Origin of the sequence: Brevundimonas sp. (assembly GCF_046295775.1) — a bacterium.
GTDB lineage: Bacteria > Pseudomonadota > Alphaproteobacteria > Caulobacterales > Caulobacteraceae > Brevundimonas.
Map to the genome: position 1 here is coordinate 95449 of NZ_JBKBML010000006.1, position 18920 is coordinate 114368.

14 protein-coding genes and 1 other RNA gene are annotated in these 18920 nt (G+C 70.4%); 6 read left to right on the top strand and 9 right to left on the bottom strand.

From position 1 onward, the window contains the following. Positions 1 to 2 precede the first annotated feature (2 nt). Genes ACK4I0_RS05945 through ACK4I0_RS05955 form a run of 3 tightly spaced genes read right to left on the bottom strand, consistent with a single transcriptional unit; the run spans position 3 to position 2965 of the window. Complete coding sequence (locus tag ACK4I0_RS05945) at positions 3 to 1016, bottom strand: HlyD family secretion protein (protein ID WP_409608950.1); 1014 nt, start codon at positions 1014 to 1016, stop codon at positions 3 to 5. Positions 1017 to 1037: 21 nt separating this feature from the next. Then, on the bottom strand, positions 1038 to 1793 hold the full coding sequence (locus tag ACK4I0_RS05950; protein WP_409608952.1) for an ABC transporter ATP-binding protein: 756 nt from the start codon (positions 1791 to 1793) through the stop codon (positions 1038 to 1040). Further along, positions 1790 to 2965: an ABC transporter permease gene (locus ACK4I0_RS05955; RefSeq protein WP_409608954.1), complete on the bottom strand. Its 1176-nt coding sequence runs from the start codon at positions 2963 to 2965 to the stop codon at positions 1790 to 1792. Before ACK4I0_RS05955 ends, ACK4I0_RS05950 begins: the two co-directional genes overlap by 4 nt. Positions 2966 to 3167: 202 nt before the next feature. On the opposite strand from ACK4I0_RS05955, the gene ACK4I0_RS05960 reads away from it, so the two are divergent. Next, a complete protein-coding gene (locus tag ACK4I0_RS05960; protein WP_409608956.1) occupies positions 3168 to 5261 on the top strand; it encodes a S46 family peptidase in 2094 nt (697 codons plus the stop codon). A 70-nt stretch (positions 5262 to 5331) separates the two neighbouring features. Here ACK4I0_RS05960 and ffs read toward each other — a convergent pair. Further along, positions 5332 to 5430: signal recognition particle sRNA small type (gene ffs / locus ACK4I0_RS05965), an RNA gene on the bottom strand. Between the two features lie 76 nt (positions 5431 to 5506). Here ffs and nudC point away from each other — a divergent pair. Continuing rightward, a complete protein-coding gene (gene nudC / locus ACK4I0_RS05970) occupies positions 5507 to 6430 on the top strand; it encodes an NAD(+) diphosphatase (protein WP_409608958.1) in 924 nt (307 codons plus the stop codon). A 6-nt stretch (positions 6431 to 6436) separates the two neighbouring features. On the opposite strand, the gene hisC is transcribed toward nudC, so the two are convergent. From hisC to ACK4I0_RS05990, 4 genes are all read right to left on the bottom strand, one after another. After that, positions 6437 to 7525, bottom strand: coding sequence for a histidinol-phosphate transaminase (gene hisC / locus ACK4I0_RS05975; RefSeq protein WP_409608960.1), 1089 nt, complete (start codon positions 7523 to 7525; stop codon positions 6437 to 6439). 20 nt (positions 7526 to 7545) lie between these two features. Continuing rightward, entirely contained in the window at positions 7546 to 8223 is a 678-nt protein-coding gene (locus ACK4I0_RS05980; RefSeq protein ID WP_409608962.1) for a hypothetical protein, read from the bottom strand. After that, positions 8223 to 9263, bottom strand: a complete 1041-nt coding sequence (locus tag ACK4I0_RS05985; RefSeq protein WP_409608964.1) for a DUF2125 domain-containing protein — start codon at positions 9261 to 9263, stop codon at positions 8223 to 8225. Before ACK4I0_RS05985 ends, ACK4I0_RS05980 begins: the two co-directional genes overlap by 1 nt. A 72-nt stretch (positions 9264 to 9335) precedes the next feature. Then, positions 9336 to 12005, bottom strand: coding sequence for an ATP-dependent DNA helicase (locus ACK4I0_RS05990; RefSeq protein WP_409609028.1), 2670 nt, complete (start codon positions 12003 to 12005; stop codon positions 9336 to 9338). Positions 12006 to 12237: 232 nt separating this feature from the next. On the opposite strand from ACK4I0_RS05990, the gene ACK4I0_RS05995 reads away from it, so the two are divergent. The 3 genes from ACK4I0_RS05995 to ACK4I0_RS06005 are packed head-to-tail and all read left to right on the top strand — an operon-like array spanning position 12238 to position 16469. Next, complete coding sequence (locus ACK4I0_RS05995) at positions 12238 to 14754, top strand: ligase-associated DNA damage response DEXH box helicase (RefSeq protein ID WP_409608966.1); 2517 nt, start codon at positions 12238 to 12240, stop codon at positions 14752 to 14754. Next, positions 14751 to 15482, top strand: a complete 732-nt coding sequence (pdeM, locus tag ACK4I0_RS06000; protein WP_409608968.1) for a ligase-associated DNA damage response endonuclease PdeM — start codon at positions 14751 to 14753, stop codon at positions 15480 to 15482. The genes ACK4I0_RS05995 and pdeM overlap by 4 nt, the downstream gene beginning before the upstream one ends. 9 nt (positions 15483 to 15491) lie before the next feature. Continuing rightward, entirely contained in the window at positions 15492 to 16469 is a 978-nt protein-coding gene (locus tag ACK4I0_RS06005; RefSeq protein ID WP_409608970.1) for an alpha/beta fold hydrolase, read from the top strand. Here the strand turns inward: ACK4I0_RS06005 and ACK4I0_RS06010 are convergent. After that, positions 16466 to 17449 carry an LLM class flavin-dependent oxidoreductase gene (locus ACK4I0_RS06010; RefSeq protein WP_409608972.1) on the bottom strand — a complete coding sequence of 328 codons (984 nt, stop codon included), beginning with the start codon at positions 17447 to 17449 and terminating at the stop codon, positions 16466 to 16468. The two genes, ACK4I0_RS06005 and ACK4I0_RS06010, sit on opposite strands and share 4 nt — an antisense overlap. Positions 17450 to 17548: 99 nt before the next feature. Between ACK4I0_RS06010 and ACK4I0_RS06015 the strand changes: the two genes are divergently transcribed. Beyond that, positions 17549 to 18919, top strand: coding sequence for an alpha/beta hydrolase family protein (locus tag ACK4I0_RS06015; RefSeq protein WP_409608974.1), 1371 nt, complete (start codon positions 17549 to 17551; stop codon positions 18917 to 18919). The last annotated feature ends 1 nt before the right edge of the window (position 18920 follow it).

Genomic DNA, 18920 nt, shown 5'->3' on the forward strand with positions numbered 1-18920 from the left:
CGTCAGGCCTTGGCTGGCGTGCGCATGGCGCGGTTAGCGGGCACGCCGACGGCGGCTTCGCGTGCTGCGCCCGCAGTCTCTCCGGGCTTCATGAACTTGACCAGCACGCGCTGGCCGATCAGCAGCGGCGCGTCATTGGCCGAAACCACGACCTCGACTACGCGCTCGTCGGTGCGCTGCGAGGGATCGTCGGAGGCCAGCTTGCGGGCGCCGAAGACGGCCGCGCGGCGGATCACGGCGCCGACATAGACCTTGGACGGGTCGCCTTCGGGCGTGATCTCGACGGCCTGCTCGGCGGCGATGTTGGGGATGTCGCTCTCGACGATCTCGGCACGGACGATGCGTGGCGCGTCGGGCTCCAGGTCGAACATGGTCGAGACGTTCAGCGTCGAAGCGCCAGCGCCCGGGTTGGCGTAGCGACGCACGATCCGGCCGGCCATGGGCGCGCGGATGACCGTCAGCTCCAGATTATAGGCCGCCTCGTTCAGGCGCGCGCGGGCGGTCTGGACCGAGGCCTGCTGCGAGGCCAGCCGCGCCTGGGCGGTCGAGATGGCGTCGCGGGCCTGATCCATCCGGGCGGCGGCGACGAAGTTAGTGTCGACCAGGCGCGCCAGGCGGTCGTGCTCACGCTGAGCGGTGTTGATGTCGACGCGGATTGCCGCCAGTTGGCTTTCGGCCTGGGCCACCTCGGCCTGGGCGCGCTGCACGGCCAGACGCGGTTCGTCGTCTTCCTGGCGAGCCAGTATCTGGCCGGCGGTGACGCGGTCGCCTTCCTGAACCAGGACAGAGCGGACCACCCCGCCCCGACGCGCCGCGATCTGGATCAGACCGCCCTCGACGTCCACGCGGCCGTTGGCGATGGCGGCATAGGGACTTTCCACCTTTGTCGCCGCCGCGCGTTCGGCTTCGGTCGTCTTGGCGGCGTTGGCGCTCTGCATGAACAGAAAGCCGACCACCAGCACGATGACCAGCAGCAGTCCGATCCAGAGCCACTTGTTCTTCAGGAAGGCGGGCATGTCGAAGGTCCTAAGGCAGGGTCAGTGCGACGCCAGCACGGCGTCGGGATTGGGGATGCGGCGCTGATCGTCGATGATGACGCCGTCCTCGATGTGGATCACGCGGTCGGCCCAGGCCTCCAGGCGCGGGTCATGCGTCACGCAGATGACGGCGGCGCCGTGTTCGGTGGCGGCGCGGCGCAAAAGGCGGATGACCACCTGGCCGTTCTCGCCGTCCAGGGCCGAGGTCGGTTCGTCGGCAAACAGGATCTTGGGGTTCTTGGCCAGGGCGCGGGCGATGGCGACGCGCTGTTTTTCGCCGCCCGAAAGGGCCGACGGCCGCTGGTTCAGGCGATGACCCAGCCCGACCTCTTCCAGCGAAAGGGTCGCCTGCTTGCGCGCCTGCGACTTGGATAGGCCCTGATACTTCAACACCGTCTCGACCTGCTGCAGCGCCGTCAGCGACGGGAACAGGTTGAAGCCCTGGAAGATGAAGCCGCAGTTGGCCAGGCGGAACTTGTCGATCCGGCTGGACGACAGCTTCCACAGATCGTCGACATCCAGCGCGTCCACCCGGCCCTCTTCGGGCTTGAGCAGGCCCGACAGGGCGGCGATCAGAGTCGACTTGCCCGAGCCAGACGGCCCCATGACCATGGTCAGGTCGCCGTGGCGCGCATCGAAGCTGACGCCCTTCAGCACCTCGACGAAGGCGCGGCCGCTCTTAAAGCGCTTGACCAGGCCCGAAGCCTCGATGGCGGGCGAGCCGTGCCGGCCGTGCAGTGTGGTGTGAGCGTTCATCGCAGCAGGTCCGCCGGTTGGCTCTTCTTCAGGATGCCGAGCGACAGCAGGCCCGATCCCATGGCGATCAGGATCAGCCCGCCGCCGACGATGATCAGCAGCATGGGCGGCAGCGAAATGATGACGGCGTTGGCCGACGCCAGCCATTTCACAAGCCAGGTCAGTAGGATGGCCGCCGCCACGCCAGCGACGCCGACCCAGAAGCTCAGCTCGACCACGATCCTGCGCAGCGAGCCCATGGACACGCCCAGCGCCCGCAGCGAGGCGAACTCCTTGATGTTGGCCATGATGGCCCCCCGCAGCGTCTGCCAGGTGATGGCCACGCCGATGATGATGCCCAGCACCACGCAGCCGCCGATGATGATGACCAGGATGCCTTCCTCGAACATGGCGGCCGAGTTGGCGTCGGCCAGTTCCTGACGGGTCCAGGCCTTGTACTGGCCATTGCCAATTTCATTGAGCTGGGCCGCAACGGTCGCGGCGCGGGCGGGATTGTCCAGGGCCACCATCAACGGACCCACGCGAGGACTGGATTCACTAGTCTGGCCCAGCATCCGCATGGTGTCGCGGCTCATGACGATGCTCGGCTGCATCATGTTCGGATAGCCGCGGGTGATGCCGGCGACGGTCACGGTCTGGCCGTTGTACAGCGCCTTTTCGCCCAGCCTGACGCCCAGCACCTGAACCGCCGTCTCGTCGATGGCGATGGTGTAGGGCTGGCGCAGGGCGTCCACCAGCTCCTGGGAATAGTCGGTCGGTATGGTCACGGCGTCAGGCGCAGTGTCGATCACGCTGGCCTGGACGAAGCGCTGGCGCGGCGCGCCCTGCTTGGCGCGGTCCGCCTGACTCATGGTCGGATCAACGTTCTTGACGCTCTGGAACGAGCCGCCCGAACCGGCCAGCGGGCGCACTTCGCGCACGTCAGGATGGTTGTAGACCAGCGGAATGAAGCGACGCGGCACGCCCGACGGCCCACCCATCAGGCTCTTGGCGCCCGGCTGCATGACGATGATGTCGGCGCGCGACCGTTCGATCTGGGCGGTGAACCCCTTGCCGATGCCGATGAAGACGCCGGTCATGGCCAGGACCAGCAGTCCCGACAGGGCGAGCGCCATCACCGCCGCCATGTAGCGGCGCCACTCGAACAGCAGCGTGGAAAGCGCGAGCGACATGAAAACGGAAAGCCCCCTGAACTGACTTCGTTATCTGACGGGATGGGCGGCCGGGGCCAAGTTAAATCGGGGTAAGGCGCTCAACCCCCTTTGCAGGCGACGGGCGACAGGCCTATGGGCAATCTGCCGCGTCAGGCTGACGCAGGTTACACGATAACAGCCGAGACGGCCTGACGCCGCCGGCGAATGGGAGAACCGCCGCATGTCCATCGCCGCATTCCGGCTGGGCGCCTCGCTGGGCGCGCTCATGGCCGCCACTACCCTTCTGTCCCTGCCCGCCTCGGCCGCGAAGGCGGACGAAGGCATGTGGACCTTCGACAACTTTCCAATCCAGACCGTCAACGACAAGTACGGCACGCGGATCGACCAGGCCTGGCTGGACCGCGTGCGCGGCGGCGCGGTGCGCATTCAGGGCTGCTCGGCCAGCTTCGTCTCGCCCGAAGGCCTGATTCTGACCAACCACCACTGCGTCGTGTCCTGCGTCCAGGAGCTGTCCTCGGCCGAGAACGACTACGTCAAGAACGGCTGGATGCCGGCCACCCGCGAGGAAGAGAAGCAGTGCCCCGGCCAGACGGCCGAGGTTCTGACCGACATCGTCGACGTAACCGATCGCGTGCTGGCCGCCGGTCAGGGCCTGGAAGGCGGCGCCTTCATCCAGGCGCGGGGCGCCGAGACCCAGAGGATCCAGCAGGAGAACTGCGGCGACGACGCCGAGCTGACCTGCCAGGTCATCAGCTTCTACCGCGGCGGCCGCTACGCCCTGTACAAGTTCCGCAAGTACGACGACGTGCGCCTGGTCTTCGCGCCCGAGTTCCAGGCCGCCTTCTTCGGGGGCGACCCCGACAACTTCAACTTCCCGCGCTATGCGCTCGACGGCGCCTTCCTGCGCGCCTACGAGGACGGCCGCCCGGCCGCCACCCCCAATCACCTGAAGTGGAACGCCACCGCGCCGCGCGAGGGCGACGTGACCTTCGTGGCCGGCAACCCAGGCACGACCCAGCGCCTGCTGACCGTCGCCCAGCTGGAGCGTCTGCGTGACCAGCAGCTGCCGCTGCAGCTGATCCAGGGCTCGGAACTGCGCGGCCGTCTGCTGGCCTATTCGGCCACGGGCGACGAGGCCAAGCGCGTCTCGGTCGACCCGATCTTCGGCCTCGAGAACAGCTTCAAGGTCTGGTACGGCCAGCAGCAAGCCCTGCTGGATCCCACCTTCTTCGGCCGCAAGCAGCAGGAAGAGGCCGAACTGCGCCAGCGCGTGGCGGCCGACCCGGCCCTGCAGCAACGCATCGGCGATCCCTGGACCGAGCTTGAGACCGTCGAAGCCGCGGCCCGCGACCTGGCGGTCCCCTATCGCCAGCTGGTCACCGCGGCCGGCGGCGGCTCCACCCTGTACGGCATGGCCAACGCCATCGTCGGCATGGCGCGTGAGCGGGCTAAGCCGACGGATCAGCGGGGCCCCGGCTTCAACGACGCCGCCGTGGCGCGCGTGCGCGCCCGGCTTCAGGAAGAGACGCCGATCTCGGCCGACCTCGAGGAGATTCGCCTCGGCTTCTGGCTGTCCAAGACGCGGGAGTATCTGACGGTCGACAACGCCGGCGTTCAGACCCTGCTGGGTCGCGAAAGCCCCGAGGCCCTGGCCGAGCGCGTTGTCGACGGGACGCGTCTGGACGAGCCGGCCTATCGCGTTGCGGCGCTGGACATGACCGTTGAGCAACTGGCTGCCCTGAACGACCCGATGATCGATCTGGCCATGCGCAACGCCGATCAGATGGCGGCGCTGCAGGCGGAATGGGGTGCCAAGGTCGCTGTGCCCACCGCCCGCGCCGCCGAGCGCGTCGCCCAGGCCCGGTTCGCTGTCTATGGCGACAACCTGTATCCGGACGCCACCTTCAGCCTGCGTCTGTCCTACGGCCAGGTGAAGGGCTGGACCTACCGCGGCGTCACCGTGCCGCCGACCACCGTCATGGGCGGCCTGTACGAACGCGCCACCGGCTCGGAGCCCTTCAATGCGGCCGAGAAGTTCCTGGAGGCCGAGAACCGCATCGACAAGAACGTGGTCTATGACTTCGTCTCGACCAACGACATCATCGGCGGCAACTCGGGCTCGCCGGTGATCAACGCGGCCGGCGAAGTCATCGGCGCGGCGTTCGACGGCAACATCCACTCGCTGGGCGGCAGCTTCGGCTACGACGGCGAGCTGAACCGCACGGTGTCGGTCTCGACCGCCGCCATCACCGAGGCGCTGCGCAACGTCTATGACCAGCCGCGCCTGCTGGAGGAACTGGGCGTCGGGCGCTGATTTCGGCCCCGAACGTGCGAAAGGGGCGGTCGAAAGACCGCCCCTTTTCGTTCGCATCACGCTCGAGCGAAGGGTGGAGACCGAACACGACCCGAAGGGGATTTCGTTGTGGCTGCTGCCTTCCGGCCCTGACCAGATTGGCGAAGCCTTCGCCCGCGCCGATCTCCGCCCCCCATATCGCCGCTGACGCGTCGGATTTCAAGCGGCGCCTTCGCGGGGCGCGCCACGGGGACTATTGAAGGATCATGTCGCTCGATCCTCTGAACACCTTCGCCGGCAATCCGCTGGATCGCGCCGGGGACCTGCGCAACGATCCCGACTGGCTGGCCGAACAGGCCGAGCGCGCCGGCGCCCAGGCGCTCGTGCTGTGGGAAGGCCGCCCGCTGCTGGAAGACACGCCCGACGGGCCCGGGCTGGCCTGGCTGCCGTTTGATCAGGCGCGCGACCTGGTTCCCGACCGCGAGGTCTTCCTGGGCCGCTGGGACGAGGAGCCGGTCTTCGCCGTCGAGTTTGAGGGCTCGGTGGATCCCACGTCCGGCCCCGCGCGCGGCCTGGGCGCTTTTCACGAAATGCGAGACGCCGCCGCCCTGCTGCCGGGCCGCGACGCCGCCATGGCCGGGGCGGCCAAGAGCCTCTTCGACTGGCGCCGCCGCCACGGCTTCTGCGCCGCCTGCGGCACCACCACGCGCAACGCCTGTGGTGGCTGGAAGCGCGTCTGCCCCGGCTGCGCGGCCGAGCATTTCCCACGCGTCGACCCGGTGGTCATCATGCTGGCCATCCACCACGGGCCCAACGGCCCGCGCTGCCTGCTGGGCCGCCAAGCCGCCTGGCCCGCCGGTCGCATGTCGGCCCTGGCCGGCTTCCTGGAGCCCGGAGAATCTATCGAAGAGGCCTGCGCCCGCGAGATCAAGGAGGAGGCCGGGCTGGAGGTCACCGCCGTGCGCTACCACTCCAGCCAGCCGTGGCCGTTTCCGTCGCAGCTGATGATCGGCCTGATGGCGGACGTCTCGTCCGACCAGGCTCAGCCGGATCAGACCGAGCTGGAGGCCGTCGCCTGGCTGACCCGCGAGGAGGCGCGCGACTGCCTGGCCGGCCGCCATCCCGTCAAGCCGCCCCCGCCCATGGCCATCGCCCGCACCCTGCTGGAGGCCTGGGCGGCGGAGGCTTAGGCCGGCTCAAGTCGCGGCGAACTCGCTCAGGGCGTCGATCACGGCCCGGTTCTGGTCTTCGGTGCCGATGGTGATGCGCAGCGATTCCGGCAGGCCGTAGCCGCCCACCGGCCGCACGATGATGCCCTTTGCGTTCAGATAGTCGTTGGCCGCCGAGGCGCGCTCGGGCGTGCCAAACCGCACCATGACGAAGTTTCCGGCCGACGGCAGCACCTCGAAGCCGAAGCCGCGCAGGGCCTGGGTCAGGCGCGGCCGCCAGGTCTGGACCAGTTCGCGCGACGCCTGTTGGTGCGCCTCGTCGGCCAGGGCGGCCGTCGCCGCCTCAAGACCCGGCACCGAGACGTTGAACGGCAGGCGGATGCGGTCCACCGCCTCGGCCACCGCCAGCGGCGCGTAGCCAAAGCCGATGCGCAGGCCGCCCAGCCCATGAATCTTGGAGAAGGTGCGCGTCACCACGATGTTGGCGGCGTCGCGCGCCATCGGCAGGCTAGTCTCCCAGTCGGCCTCGGTCACGAACTCGGCGTAGGCCTCGTCCACCACCAGCAGGATGTCGGGGCGCAGGCCCTCGTGCAGGCGGCGAATTTCGTCGGGCGTATTGTAGCTGCCGGTCGGGTTCGACGGGCTGGAGACATAGACGATGCGCGTGCGCTCATCGACCAGCGACAGCAGGGCTTCCGGCGTCGCCTTGAACTCGGGCTCGTCGGCCAGTCGCACCTCGGCCTCGCAGGCCTTGGCCGAAATGCGATAGGCCAGAAAGCCGTACTGGCCGGTGACGATGTTGTCGCCCGCGCGCAGATAGGTCTGGTTCAGCAGGGCGAAGACCTCGTCCGACCCGTTGCCGAAGATCAGCCGCTCGGGCTCCAGCCCGTGGGTTTCGGCCACGGCGTCGCGCAGCTTGGAGGCCCGGCCGTCGGGATAGATATGGATGTTCTTGAGCGCCGCCTCATAGGCCGCACGCGCCTTCTCGCCGGCGCCCAGGGCGTTCTCGTTGGACGACAGCTTCATCGGCTCGGCCACGCCGGCGATGGCCGACTTGCCGCCGACATAGGGCGCGATGTCCAGGATGCCGGGCTTGGGCGTGGGAAGGTCGGTCATTCAGGTTTTCCGAAAGCTGTTCAGAACAGGGGCGCGGCGCCGATCACGCCGCTCAGTGCGCCGGGCGCGTTCGTCAGCCGCCCGTCCTCGGCCTGCACATAGCCCGTCAGCATGAACAGCTTCAAGCCGCCCGACGCCGCCAGGGGTTCGGCCGCCAACCCGGCGGTCGACAGGGCCTCCACGATCTGGGCGTCCGGCCAGGCGCTGTCGGTGATCCAGAAGGTGCGGTCGTCGCCGGTCGGCCCCGGCGCATCGGTCGCCACCATCAAGGCGCGCGGCCGGCCGGCCCGGTCGTCCGGCAGGGCGCCGATGACGAACAGGTCATTGCGCGCCAGAAGGCGCCCCCACCAGGGTTTGGCCGCCGCCAGGTCGATCAGGGCGCATCCGCCCGGCGCCAGGGCGGACAGGGCCGCTTCGGGATCGCCCGTGGGCCGCACGGCGGCGAAGCCGAACCGGTCCGCCGCCAGCGCCGTCGACAGGCCGCCCGCCGTCAGCACCGTGCGCCGGTCCATCCGCCCCAGCAGAGCCTTCACCGCCCCTGCCTCGGCTGGCGTCGCCCCCGTCAGAGCTTCGCGCAGCGCCAGGGCCTCGGCGTCCGGCGCGCCGCCCCGACCCGCCGCCAGCCGCGCCCGAACCGCCTCGACCAGAGCGCGGTCCAGCCGCGCGCGCTCTGCATCGCGTTCCGGTTCGACCAGCATCAGAACAGCTTCGGCGCAGGAGCCAGGGTGAAGGGCCCCAGGAAGGTCCGACCGTTGCGGAAGGTCAGCACCAGCTGCCCCGCACCCGCCTGCTCGGCGGCGTTCGCGGCCCCCGTGCGATCGACCGCGCCGCTCTGAGCGCCTGCCAGACCGGCGATGGCCGCTGAGGGCTGCTCGGCCCTCAGCGTCACCTGCCCGATCAGGCGGCCCTCTTCGTCGGCCCGCAGATCGTCGCTGGCCACGGTGGCGCGGCTGTCGCCCGCCTCGACCTCGCCCCGAATGCCGGTGAAGTGGCCGCCGGCCTGGGTCCAGGCGCTGAAGACGCCGGCCTGGTCCATGCCGCGCAGCGCCGAGGCCTGGGTGATGACGGCTTCCAGCTGAGCCGTCAGACGCCCGTCCTGCGCCAAGCCCTGAACTGGACCTTCTGGCCGCCCCTCGGCCTCGATCAGACGAAACAGCACATCCACGTCGTCGCCTGGGGCGTTGCGCCCCTCGACCACGTGCGGCCGCATGTAGAATTCGATCCGTTCGGCCCCGCCGATGGGGAACACCTCGGCGCTGGCGTGGGCGGTGAAAACCGGCTTGGCCAGTTCGACCGCCACATTGGGCCAGCGCTGCGTCAGGCCCGACACGCTCATGCGGATGGCGTCGCCGCGAACGGCCACCTCGCCCTTGTCGCCACGGCTCAGCACCAGGCCCTCGGGCGCGATGATGACCCAGCGCGTGGGATTGTAGGCGTTGGCCTCGGCGATCAGCTGGGGCGCCGCGACGCCATGCCCGGAAGGCGCGATCAGCCGCGCGTGCGGGATGGCGAGCCGGGCGCGGAACGGCCAGCCCGTCACCCGCACCTCAGCGTGCTCCACGGCCCAGCCGCTGTCGGCCAGCGTCTCGGCCTGCGCCATGACGCGCGCCTCCACCTGCTGGGCCAGCACGAACCACCAGGCGGTCCACGCTGTCAGCACGGCGAGGAAAATCCCCAGCGAAATGTACAGGCCCTTGCGGCTGTGACGGGGGGCCTGGGCGGGCGAAGTGTCGGACATGGCGCTCCCATAACGCATTTTGGACGGCATCGAAGCAGGGCGGCGCATGAACGCGGCGCTAGCCCCTTGGGATCAATTGAGAAACTCACCCACGCTCTCCACCGCCTCGGCCAGGCCCATGCGCTGGACCTCGACGCCCGGGGGCAGGCTGGCGAACAGGCGTGTGGGGGCGGCCGCGTCCAGCATGACGAAGACGCCCCGGTCGTCGGCGCGGCGGATCAGCCGGCCAAAGGCTTGGGCGATGCGGGCGCGGGCCAGGGCGTCGTCATAGCTCTTGCCGCCCAGACGCTCGCGACGGGCTTTGTGCAGCAGGTCCGGGCGCGGCCACGGCACGCGGTCGAACGCCAGGATTCGCAGCGACCGGCCCGGCACGTCCACGCCGTCGCGCACCGCATCGGTGCCCAGCAGACAGCTGTCCTGTTCGGCGCGGAACATGTCGACCAGGGCGCCGACCTCCAGCGGATCGACGTGCTGGGCGTAGAGCGGCAGGCCGTGCCGGGCCAGATCCGGCCCCAGCCGCTCATAGACCGCCTTCAGGCGACGGATGGCGGTGAACAGGCCCACCCCACCCCCGCCCGCCGCCAGGAACAGTTCGCGCAGCGCCGCCGCCGTCTGGCGCGGGTCGTCCTTGACCAGATCGTTGACGACGATGACGCGGCTGTTGGCCTCGTAGTCGAACGGACTCTCGACCTTCAGCGTGCGCGCCGGCTGGATCAGCCGCGCCGCGCCGGTGCGCATCCGCGCCAGGTCAAAGGGCTCATCAGCCGCCGGATCCGACAGGGTGGCCGAGGTCACCAGCACGCCGTGGGCCGGCAGGATGACCGCCGCCTCCAGCGGCACGGTCGGATCGATCCAGTGACGGCGCAGGGCCACGTCGTGGATGCGGCCGAACGCCGTCTCGGCCGACAGCCAGTCCACGAAGTCGGGGTCGGGCTGGTCCGACGCCTCCTCCAGCGCCGCCAGCATGGAGCGCCAGCCCGGCAGGGTCATGCGCGCGCGCCGGTCCAGGCCGCGCAGCGCGCCCTCGATGCGGGCGCGGGCCGAGCCGTCCAGCTCGGACGCCTCCTCGTCCAGGATGTCCTCCAGATGTCGCGACAGGGCCAGCAGCGGCGCCTCGACGGCGGCGATGGCGCGGGCGGCGGCGCGCGCGGCCTCGACCACCGGCTCGGTGACCGGACGAAGCGCGCACTCCATGCCGAACTCGACCCCGCCCGGCCCCGAGGCTTCTGAGGTTCGCGCGCGCAGCTGGTCCAAGGCGGCCGCCAGGAACTGCTCGATCGGGCCGACCGGATTGATCTCTCCCGAGGCCGGGGCGATGCGGCCCGACACGCCTTCGCCGGGAAAGGCGGCGGCGGCGCGGATGGCGTCGGTCAGGGCCGTGCGGGCGGCTTCGTTGTCAGCGCACAGGTCGCCCAGCCGCTGTTCCAGCCCGCGCCCGCGTCGGCCGCGCCCCTCGGGCCCGCGGATCCAGCGGCGCAGCTCGGCCGCCTCCTGGCCCGACAGGCAGGCGGAAAAGGCGCTGTCGGCGGCGTCGAACAGATGGTGGCCCTCGTCGAACACGATGCGCTTCAGCGCCGCCGTCTCGCCGTCCTGCTTCTGGCCGCGCGCCGAGCGGGCGCCGTCGAAGGCGGCCTGGGTCATGACCAACGCGTGGTTGGCCACCACCAGATCGGCGCGGCGGCTGGCGCGGATCGTCTTTTCGACGAAGCACATCCGATAGTGGGGACAGCCCGCATGCACGCACTCGCCGCGCCGGTCCACCAGATTGGCGGCCGAAGCCTGATGCGCCGGCGAAGCGGCGAACAGGCCGGGCAGCCAGCCGGGATAGTCGCCCCCGGTCATGTCGCCGTCCCGCGAATGCAGCGCCCAGCGGCTGGCCAGGGCCAGGCCGATCAGATCGCCGTTGCCCAGCTGAGCCGCCTGAACCATCTCCTGAAGATTCAGCAGGCAGAGGTAGTTTTCGCGGCCCTTGCGGACGACCGCCTTCTTCTTCCGCTCGGCCGGATCGGGCCACAGGCTGGCGCTTTCGCGGTCGATCTGGCGTTGCAGGGCGCGGGTGTAGGTCGACACCCAGGCCGCGCCTTGGTTGCGCTCGGCCCACAGGCTGGCGGGCGCCAGATAGCCCAGGGTCTTGCCCGTGCCGGTGCCTGCCTCGGCCAGCAGCATGCGCGGTCGGCCTTCCTCGTCGCGCGGGGAGAAGGCGTAGGCGGCCTCGGCCGCGTAGTCGGACTGGGTCGGCCGCGCCTCGTCCAGCCCGCCGGCCTGCAAAAGCTTCTCCAGCCGGATGCGCGCGCTTTCGCTGTCGACAGGGGCCGAGCCCGCCTCGCCGCGCGGCGCCTCGTCCTCCCACTCGGTCAGGCGCGACCAGACGTCCAGGCCCGAGCCGCGATGCCGCCGCTCGCGTGCGCCGGTCTCCAGCGCCGCCACGACGCGCGCGCCCCAGGCCCAGCCCGCGCGATCCAGCGTAAGAGCCAGGGTCAGCGCCTCTTCGCGCCCTGCATAGGCGGGCTCGGACAGCTCGGCCAGAAGCGCGCCCGCCGCCTCGCGCAGCGCCAGGGCCTGCGCCTCCGCGCCCTTGGGCTCCGACCGTCCCAACGCCAAGGCCAGGCCCGCTGCCGACGGCGCGCAGAACCGCGCCGGCCGCACGAAAGCGAACAGCTCCAGCACGTCCATCATCTGATCGGAGCGCGCGGGCGGCGACAGGCCCAGCCGACGCGCCGTCAGGCTGGCATGCGCCACCATGACCCGCCCGCCGGTGAACAGCCCCTCGGCGGCGCCGCGCCCGATCTTGCGCGCGCCCTGATCGTCGCACACCGCCCCGGCTCCCGGCGGCGTGGCCAGGGCAGGCGGCAGATCGACGGCGGCGCTGGAGCGCGCGGCGACCTTGGGGGTTTCAATGAGGGAGTCGTCGGTCACCGCCCCTAGATAGCGTCGAACCGGATGAAACGGAACGGGAACATGCTATGAGCCGGATGTGACGGTCGCCCACTCCCCCGCAACCTTGCCCAGCGCGGTCCTGCCGCCGCTTTTCGACGACTGGTTCGCCTCGCGCGGCTGGGCGCCGCGACGCCATCAGCTTGAGATGATCCAGGCGGCCGAGGGCGGCGACCACGCCCTGCTGGTCGCGCCGACGGGCGGCGGCAAGACGCTGGCCGGCTTCCTGCCCAGCCTGATCGAACTGGCCGAACGCGGGCCGCGGCCCGAGCATGGGCAGGGGTCGGGAGTGCACACCCTTTACCTGTCGCCGCTCAAAGCCCTGACCACCGACGTCGAGCGCAACCTGATGACGCCCATCCGCGAGATCGGGCTGAACATCCACGTCGAGAGCCGCACCGGCGACACCAAACAGTCCAAGAAGCAGCGCCAGCGAGAAAGCCCGCCCGACATCCTTCTGACCACGCCCGAACAGCTGGCGCTATTTTGCGCCTGGGACGGCGCGCGGGCCTATTTCGCCGATCTGAAATGCGTCGTGCTGGACGAGGTGCACGCCATCTGGAGCGGCAAGCGCGGCGATCTGCTGAGCCTGGGGCTGGCGCGACTGCAGCAGTTCGCGCCGGGGATGCGGCGGGTCGCCCTGTCGGCGACCGTGGACGACCCGCAGCTGATCGCGGACTGGCTGAGCCCTTCAAGGTTGGGCGACGAGGCGGTGCGGATCGTCAAGGGCGATCCCGGCGCGCCGCCGGTGATCGACGTGCTGGTCAGCCAAGGCCAGGTGCCCTGGGCCGGCCACACCGGACGCCACGCCATCCCAGAGGTCTATGACGCCATCAAGAGCGCGCGGCTGGCCCTGATCTTCGTCAACACCCGCTGGCAGTCGGAGTTCGTGTTCCAGCAGCTGTGGGAGATAAACGACGATGATCTGCCCATCGCCCTGCACCACGGTTCACTGGCGGCCGAGCAGAGGCGCAAGGTCGAGGCCGCCATGGCGCGCGGCGATCTGCGCGCGGTGGTCTGCACCTCGACGCTGGATTTGGGCATCGACTGGGGCGACGTAGACCTGGTCATCCAGATGGCGGCGCCCAAGGGCTCCAGCCGCCTGGTCCAGCGCATCGGCCGGGCCAACCACCGCCTGGACGAGCCCAGTCGCGCCCTGATGGTGCCCGCCAGCCGGTTCGAGATGCTGGAATGCCAGGCCGCGCGCGAGGCGGTGGCCGAGAACGCCTTCGACTGGGAGCCCATCCACGTCGGCACTCTGGACACGCTGGCCCAGCACGTCATGGGCTGCGCCTGCTCCGAGCCCTTCAGCCTGGAGGACCTGCACGCCGAGGTGACGACCGCCGGCCCCTATCGCGCCCTGTCCTATGAGGCGTTCGAGGAGGTGGTCGATCTGGTGGCGACGGGCGGATACGCGCTGCGCAGCTATGACCGGTTCGCCCGCATCGTGCGCGACCGCAACGGCCGCTGGAAGGCGCGCAACGCCCAGGTCGCCCAGCGCCACCGCATGAACGTCGGCGCCATCGTCGCGGCCGGCACCCTGAACGTGCGCGTCGCCAGCCGACGCGGCGGCGCCGCCAAACAGCTGATCGGCGGCCGTAAGGTGGGCGAGGCCGAGGAATGGTACTTCGAACAGCTGACGCCCGGCGACACCTTCATCTTCGCCGGCCAGGTCTGGGCGTTTCAGGTCATCACCGGCACAGACGCCTTGGTCACCCACGCCAAGGGCAATGATCCCAAGATCCCGTCCTGGGGCGGGTCCAAGTTCCCGCTGTCGACCTCGCTGGCCAGCCGGGTGCGGGACATCATTCACGACCGCGACCACTGGCGCGTGCTGCCCGGCGACGTGCAGGAATGGTTGGAGCTGCAAGAGTCGCGTTCGGTCATTCCGACGGCGGACTCCATGTTGGTCGAGACTTTTCCGCGCGGCAGCCGCCATTTCCTGGTGGCCTATCCGTTCGAGGGCAATCTGGCCCACACCACCCTGTGCATGCTGCTGACCCGACGGCTGGACCGGATGGGCGCCGGGCCGCTGGGCTTTGTCGTGACCGACTATTCCCTGGCCATCTGGTCGATCCGGCCGATGGACCGGATCGACTTAAACGCGCTGTTCGAGCCCGACATCCTGGGAGACGATCTGGAGGCCTGGCTGGAGGAAAGCTTCATGATGAAGCGCACCTTCCGCAATTGCGCCCTCATCTCCGGCTTGATCGAGCGACGCCAGCCCGGCGCCGAGAAGACCGGGCGGCAGGTGACCTTTTCGACGGACCTGATCTACGACGTGCTGCGCCGCCACCAACCCGACCATCTGCTGCTGCGCACCGCGCGAGCCGACGCGGCGGCAGGCCTGCTGGACGTGGGGCGGCTGGGCCAGCTTCTGAGCCGCATCCAGGGCCATATCCGACACGAACCGCTGACCCGCGCCTCGCCCTTCTCGGTGCCGGTGCTGGTCCAGATCGGGCGCGAGCGCGTGTCGGGCGACGCCGCCGAAATGATCCTAGACGAAAGCGCCGAGGCCCTGATCGCCGAGGTTCTGGACGAAGAGGCCCCGGCGTGAACGCGGCCCTGCGCGAAACCCTGGCGCCCGCGCGGCGCGACTGCGGCTCGCTGAGCGTGCGGCTGAACGGCGAGCGCGCGCTGCTGCGCTGTTCCGGCGCCCTGTGGCTGATCGAGCGCCGCACCCTGATCGCCGCCGACCTACACCTGGAAAAGGGCTCGGCCTTCGCCCGGCGCGGCCAGATGCTGCCGCCCTACGACAGCCGCGCCACCCTGGCCCGGCTGGCCGAGGAGGTGGCGACCCTGAAGCCCGAGCGCGTCGTGCTGCTGGGCGACAGCTTCCACGACCGCACTTCCATCCAGCGCCTGGGCGAGGACGAACGCGCCCTGCTGGCCGTCCTGGCCGAGGGCCGCGACTGGATCTGGCTGGAAGGCAATCACGACCGCGAGGCTCTCGGCGCCGATCTGGACGCCCTGCCCGGCCGGATTGTAGGCGACATGGCCCTCGGCGCGCTGGAACTGACGCACGAGCCGCGCCCCGGCCTGCGTCCGGGCGAGGTCGCGGGGCACCTGCACCCCTGCGCCGTCGTAGCCGCCTACGCCCGCAGCGTGCGCAGGCCCTGCTTCCTGACAGACGGCCGTCGCGCTATCCTGCCGGCCTTCGGCGCCTTCACCGGCGGGCTGAACGCGCGAGACGTCGCCTTCACCGGCCTGTTCGAACATCCGCCCATGGCCGCCGCCCTGGGCCGCGACCGCGTCCATGCCTTGAGCTTTGACCGTTTGCTGTAGGGTGCAGCCATGAGCCAGATGCGCACCCTCAAGACCGACGGCCTGACCCAGGCGATCCTGGAGGCCGGCGAAGGCCCGCTGGTCCTTCTGATCCACGGCTTTCCCGAACTGGCGATCAGCTGGCGGGCGCAGGTTCAAGCCCTATCGGCGGCCGGCTATCGGGTCGTGGCGCCCGACATGCGCGGCTATGGCGGCACGGACAAGCCCGAGCGCATGGCCGACTACGGCATGCTGAACCTGGTCGGCGACATGGTCGACCTGGTCCGGGCGCTGGGCGAGGAGCGGGCGGTGGTGATCGGCCACGACTGGGGCGCGCCGGTCGCCTGGCACTGTGCCCTGATGCGGCCGGACCTGTTCAGGGCCGTCGCGGGCCTGTCGGTGCCGTTCCAGCCGCGCCGCGCCAGCGGCCCGCCGACACCCGCCATGGCCGCGATCTCCAAGCGCGCCGGACTGGGCGACCTCTACATCAGCCGCTTCCAGGCCCCCGACGCCCACGCGCAGATGCAGACCGATCCGGCGACCACGCTGCGCAAGATGTTCTGGGCCTATGACGGTTCGACCGACGCGGCGGACCGCTCGACCGGCTTCCTGCCGCCGGGCCTCAGCCTGATGGACTCCATCGCCGACCGCGCCGCCCCGCCGCCGTGGATGGGCGCAGCGCACTTCCAAGAATATGTCGACGCCTTCACCACCGGCGGCTTCCGGGGACCAGTCGACTGGTATCGCAATCTGGACGCCAACTGGGCCGCGACGGCCTTTCTGCAGGACGCGCGCATCCGCCAGCCCAGCCTGTTCATCGTCGGCGAGAACGACCCCGTGCGCCATTACGCCGGCGCGGCCGAGGCGTCGCTGCAGGACTGGCTGACGGACCTGCGCGGCCAGCCCGTGCTGCCCGGCGCCGGCCACTGGATCCAGCAGGAGCGCGCGGACGAGGTGAACGCCCTGCTGCTGGCCTTTCTCGGCCAGCCGGGCGTCGGCCGGGACTAGAGCCCCGCCATCGCCTCGGCCGTGACCTCCAGGCTGCGGACCCGGTCGTTCAGGTCATGGATCATGCCGGTGACCATGACTTCATCCACGCCGGTCAGGGCAATGAACTCCGCCAGTCGGTTTCGCACGGTGTCGCGGCCGCCGATGGCGGCGTAGGTCAGGCGGCTTTCGACCGCCGCGATCTGGCGCGCATCCAGAACGGCCGTGATGTCGTCCACCGCCGGCTTCAGCCGGCCGGGCTTGCCGGTGACGACGGCGGCGAAGGCCTGCTGCATCGAGGTAGACATCCGCTGTGCCGCCGCGTCCGTGTCCGCCGCGAAGACGTTGAAGGCGGCCATGGCGTAGGGCGCGTCCTGCGCGCCCGGCCGGAACTCGGCGCGATAGACCCGCAGCGCCTGCAGCAGCAGTTCGGGCGCGAAATGGCTGGCGAAGGCGAAGGGAAGCCCCAGGCGCGCGGCCAGCTCGGCGCTGAACAGGCTGGAGCCGAGCAGCCATATCGGCACCTTCGATCCCGCGCCCGGCCAGGCCGTTACCCGCTGACCCGGCTGTGGATCGGCCAAGAAGTTCTGAAGCTCCAGCACGTCGCGGGGGAACTGGTCCGCCGCCTCGAAATAGCGGCGCAGCGCGCGCGCCGTCTCGCCGTCGGTGCCGGGCGCGCGGCCCAGACCCAGATCGATGCGGCCAGGGTGCAGCGCCTCCAGCGTGCCGAACTGCTCGGCGATCACCAGCGGCGCGTGATTGGGCAGCATGACCCCGCCCGAGCCGACGCGAATGCTGGACGTCTGGCTGGCCACATGAGCCAGGACCACCGCCGTGGCCGCCGAGGCGATGCCCGGCATGTTGTGATGCTCCGCCAGCCAGAAGCGGCCAAAGCCCAGCCGCTCGGCGGCCTGGGCGTAGGCGGTGGTTTCCAGCAGGGCGCGTCGGGCGTCGCCGCCCTCCACGATGGGCGACAGGTCGAGAACGGAGAATGCGGTCATGGCCCCTAGATCGGTCCGCGCGCGCGGCGATCAAGACCCGCGACGGTTGCGATTGTCGCTCGGGCGCCGATAGTGGGGCGGGCAAAAGGGGCCGCCGTCATGATCACCAACCTCATCCTCGCCACAGCTGTCGTCGCCGCGATACAGGCCGCGCCGGCGCCGGAACTGGTCGGACGCTGGGAGGGGCCGCTGACGGTCGGCGGGCAATCGATCCGCATCGTCTTCCGCGTCGAGGCCGACGGAAAGGCGTTCGCCGACAGCCCTGACCAGGGCGCCAACGGCATTCCGGCCCAGGCCAGCCTGACCGACGGCGTGGTGCGCTTCGCCGTCCCGGCCTTCGGCGGCGCCTTCGAGGGCCGGCTGTCCAATGACGGCCGCACGCTGACCGGGGCGCTGAGCCAGGGCGGCATGACCCTGCCGCTGGTGCTGACGAAGGGCGAGGCGGCCGCAGCGCCCGCACCCGTCGCGGACACGGCGGCCGCGCCGAACCGGCCGCAGAACCCTCAGCCGCCCTATCCCTATCGCGAGGAACAGGTCGCCTATGACGCCGGGCCCGGCGTGCGTCTGGCCGGAACCTTGACCCTGCCGCAGGGCGAGGGCCCCTTCCCCGCCGCCCTTCTGATCACCGGCTCGGGCCAGCAGGATCGCGACGAAACCGTTTTCGGGCACAAGCCCTTCTGGGTGCTGGCCGACGCCCTGACCCGGCGCGGGATCGCCGTCCTGCGCGTCGACGACCGGGGCGCGGGCCAGTCGACCGGATCGCTGGACGGCGTCACGACCGCCGATTTCGCCACGGACGCCGAGGCTTCCTTTGCCTGGCTGGCGGCGCGCGGGGACATAGACGCCGACCGCATCGGCCTGATCGGTCACAGCGAGGGCGGGACTATCGCGCCGATGGTCGCCCAGGCCGATCCGCGCGTGGCCTGGATCGTCATGATGGCCGGGCCGGCGGTATCCGGGGGCGATGTGCTGACCGAGCAGTTGCGCAGGACACAGCAGGCGAGCGGACTGCCGCCCGAAATCGTTGAGGCCAACACCGCCGTGCAGGCTCGGATCATGCAGGCGGTCGCGCAGCACGCTGACGACGGCGAGGCCGCAGCCCGAGCAGCCCGCGAGATCATGGCTGAAACCACCGTCCCGGCCGCAGCGGCCGACCAGGCGTCGGCCCAGGCCGCCCTGCCCTGGACCCGCTGGTTCGTGGCTCACGATCCTGCCGAGAGCCTCAGCGCCTTCCAGGCGCCCATGCTGGCCCTCTATGGCGGCAAGGATGTGCAGGTGCCGGCTGAGCAGAGCGCCGAGGCCCTGCGCGGCCTTGCGCCCGACGCGGACATCGTGGTCCTACCCGACCTCAACCACCTGATGCAGACCGCCGACACCGGCCTGCCCGCTGAATATCCGCAGATCGACGAGACGATCGCCCCCGTGGCACTGAAAACGATTGTCGATTGGGTCGCGGCGCGGTCGCGCTAGC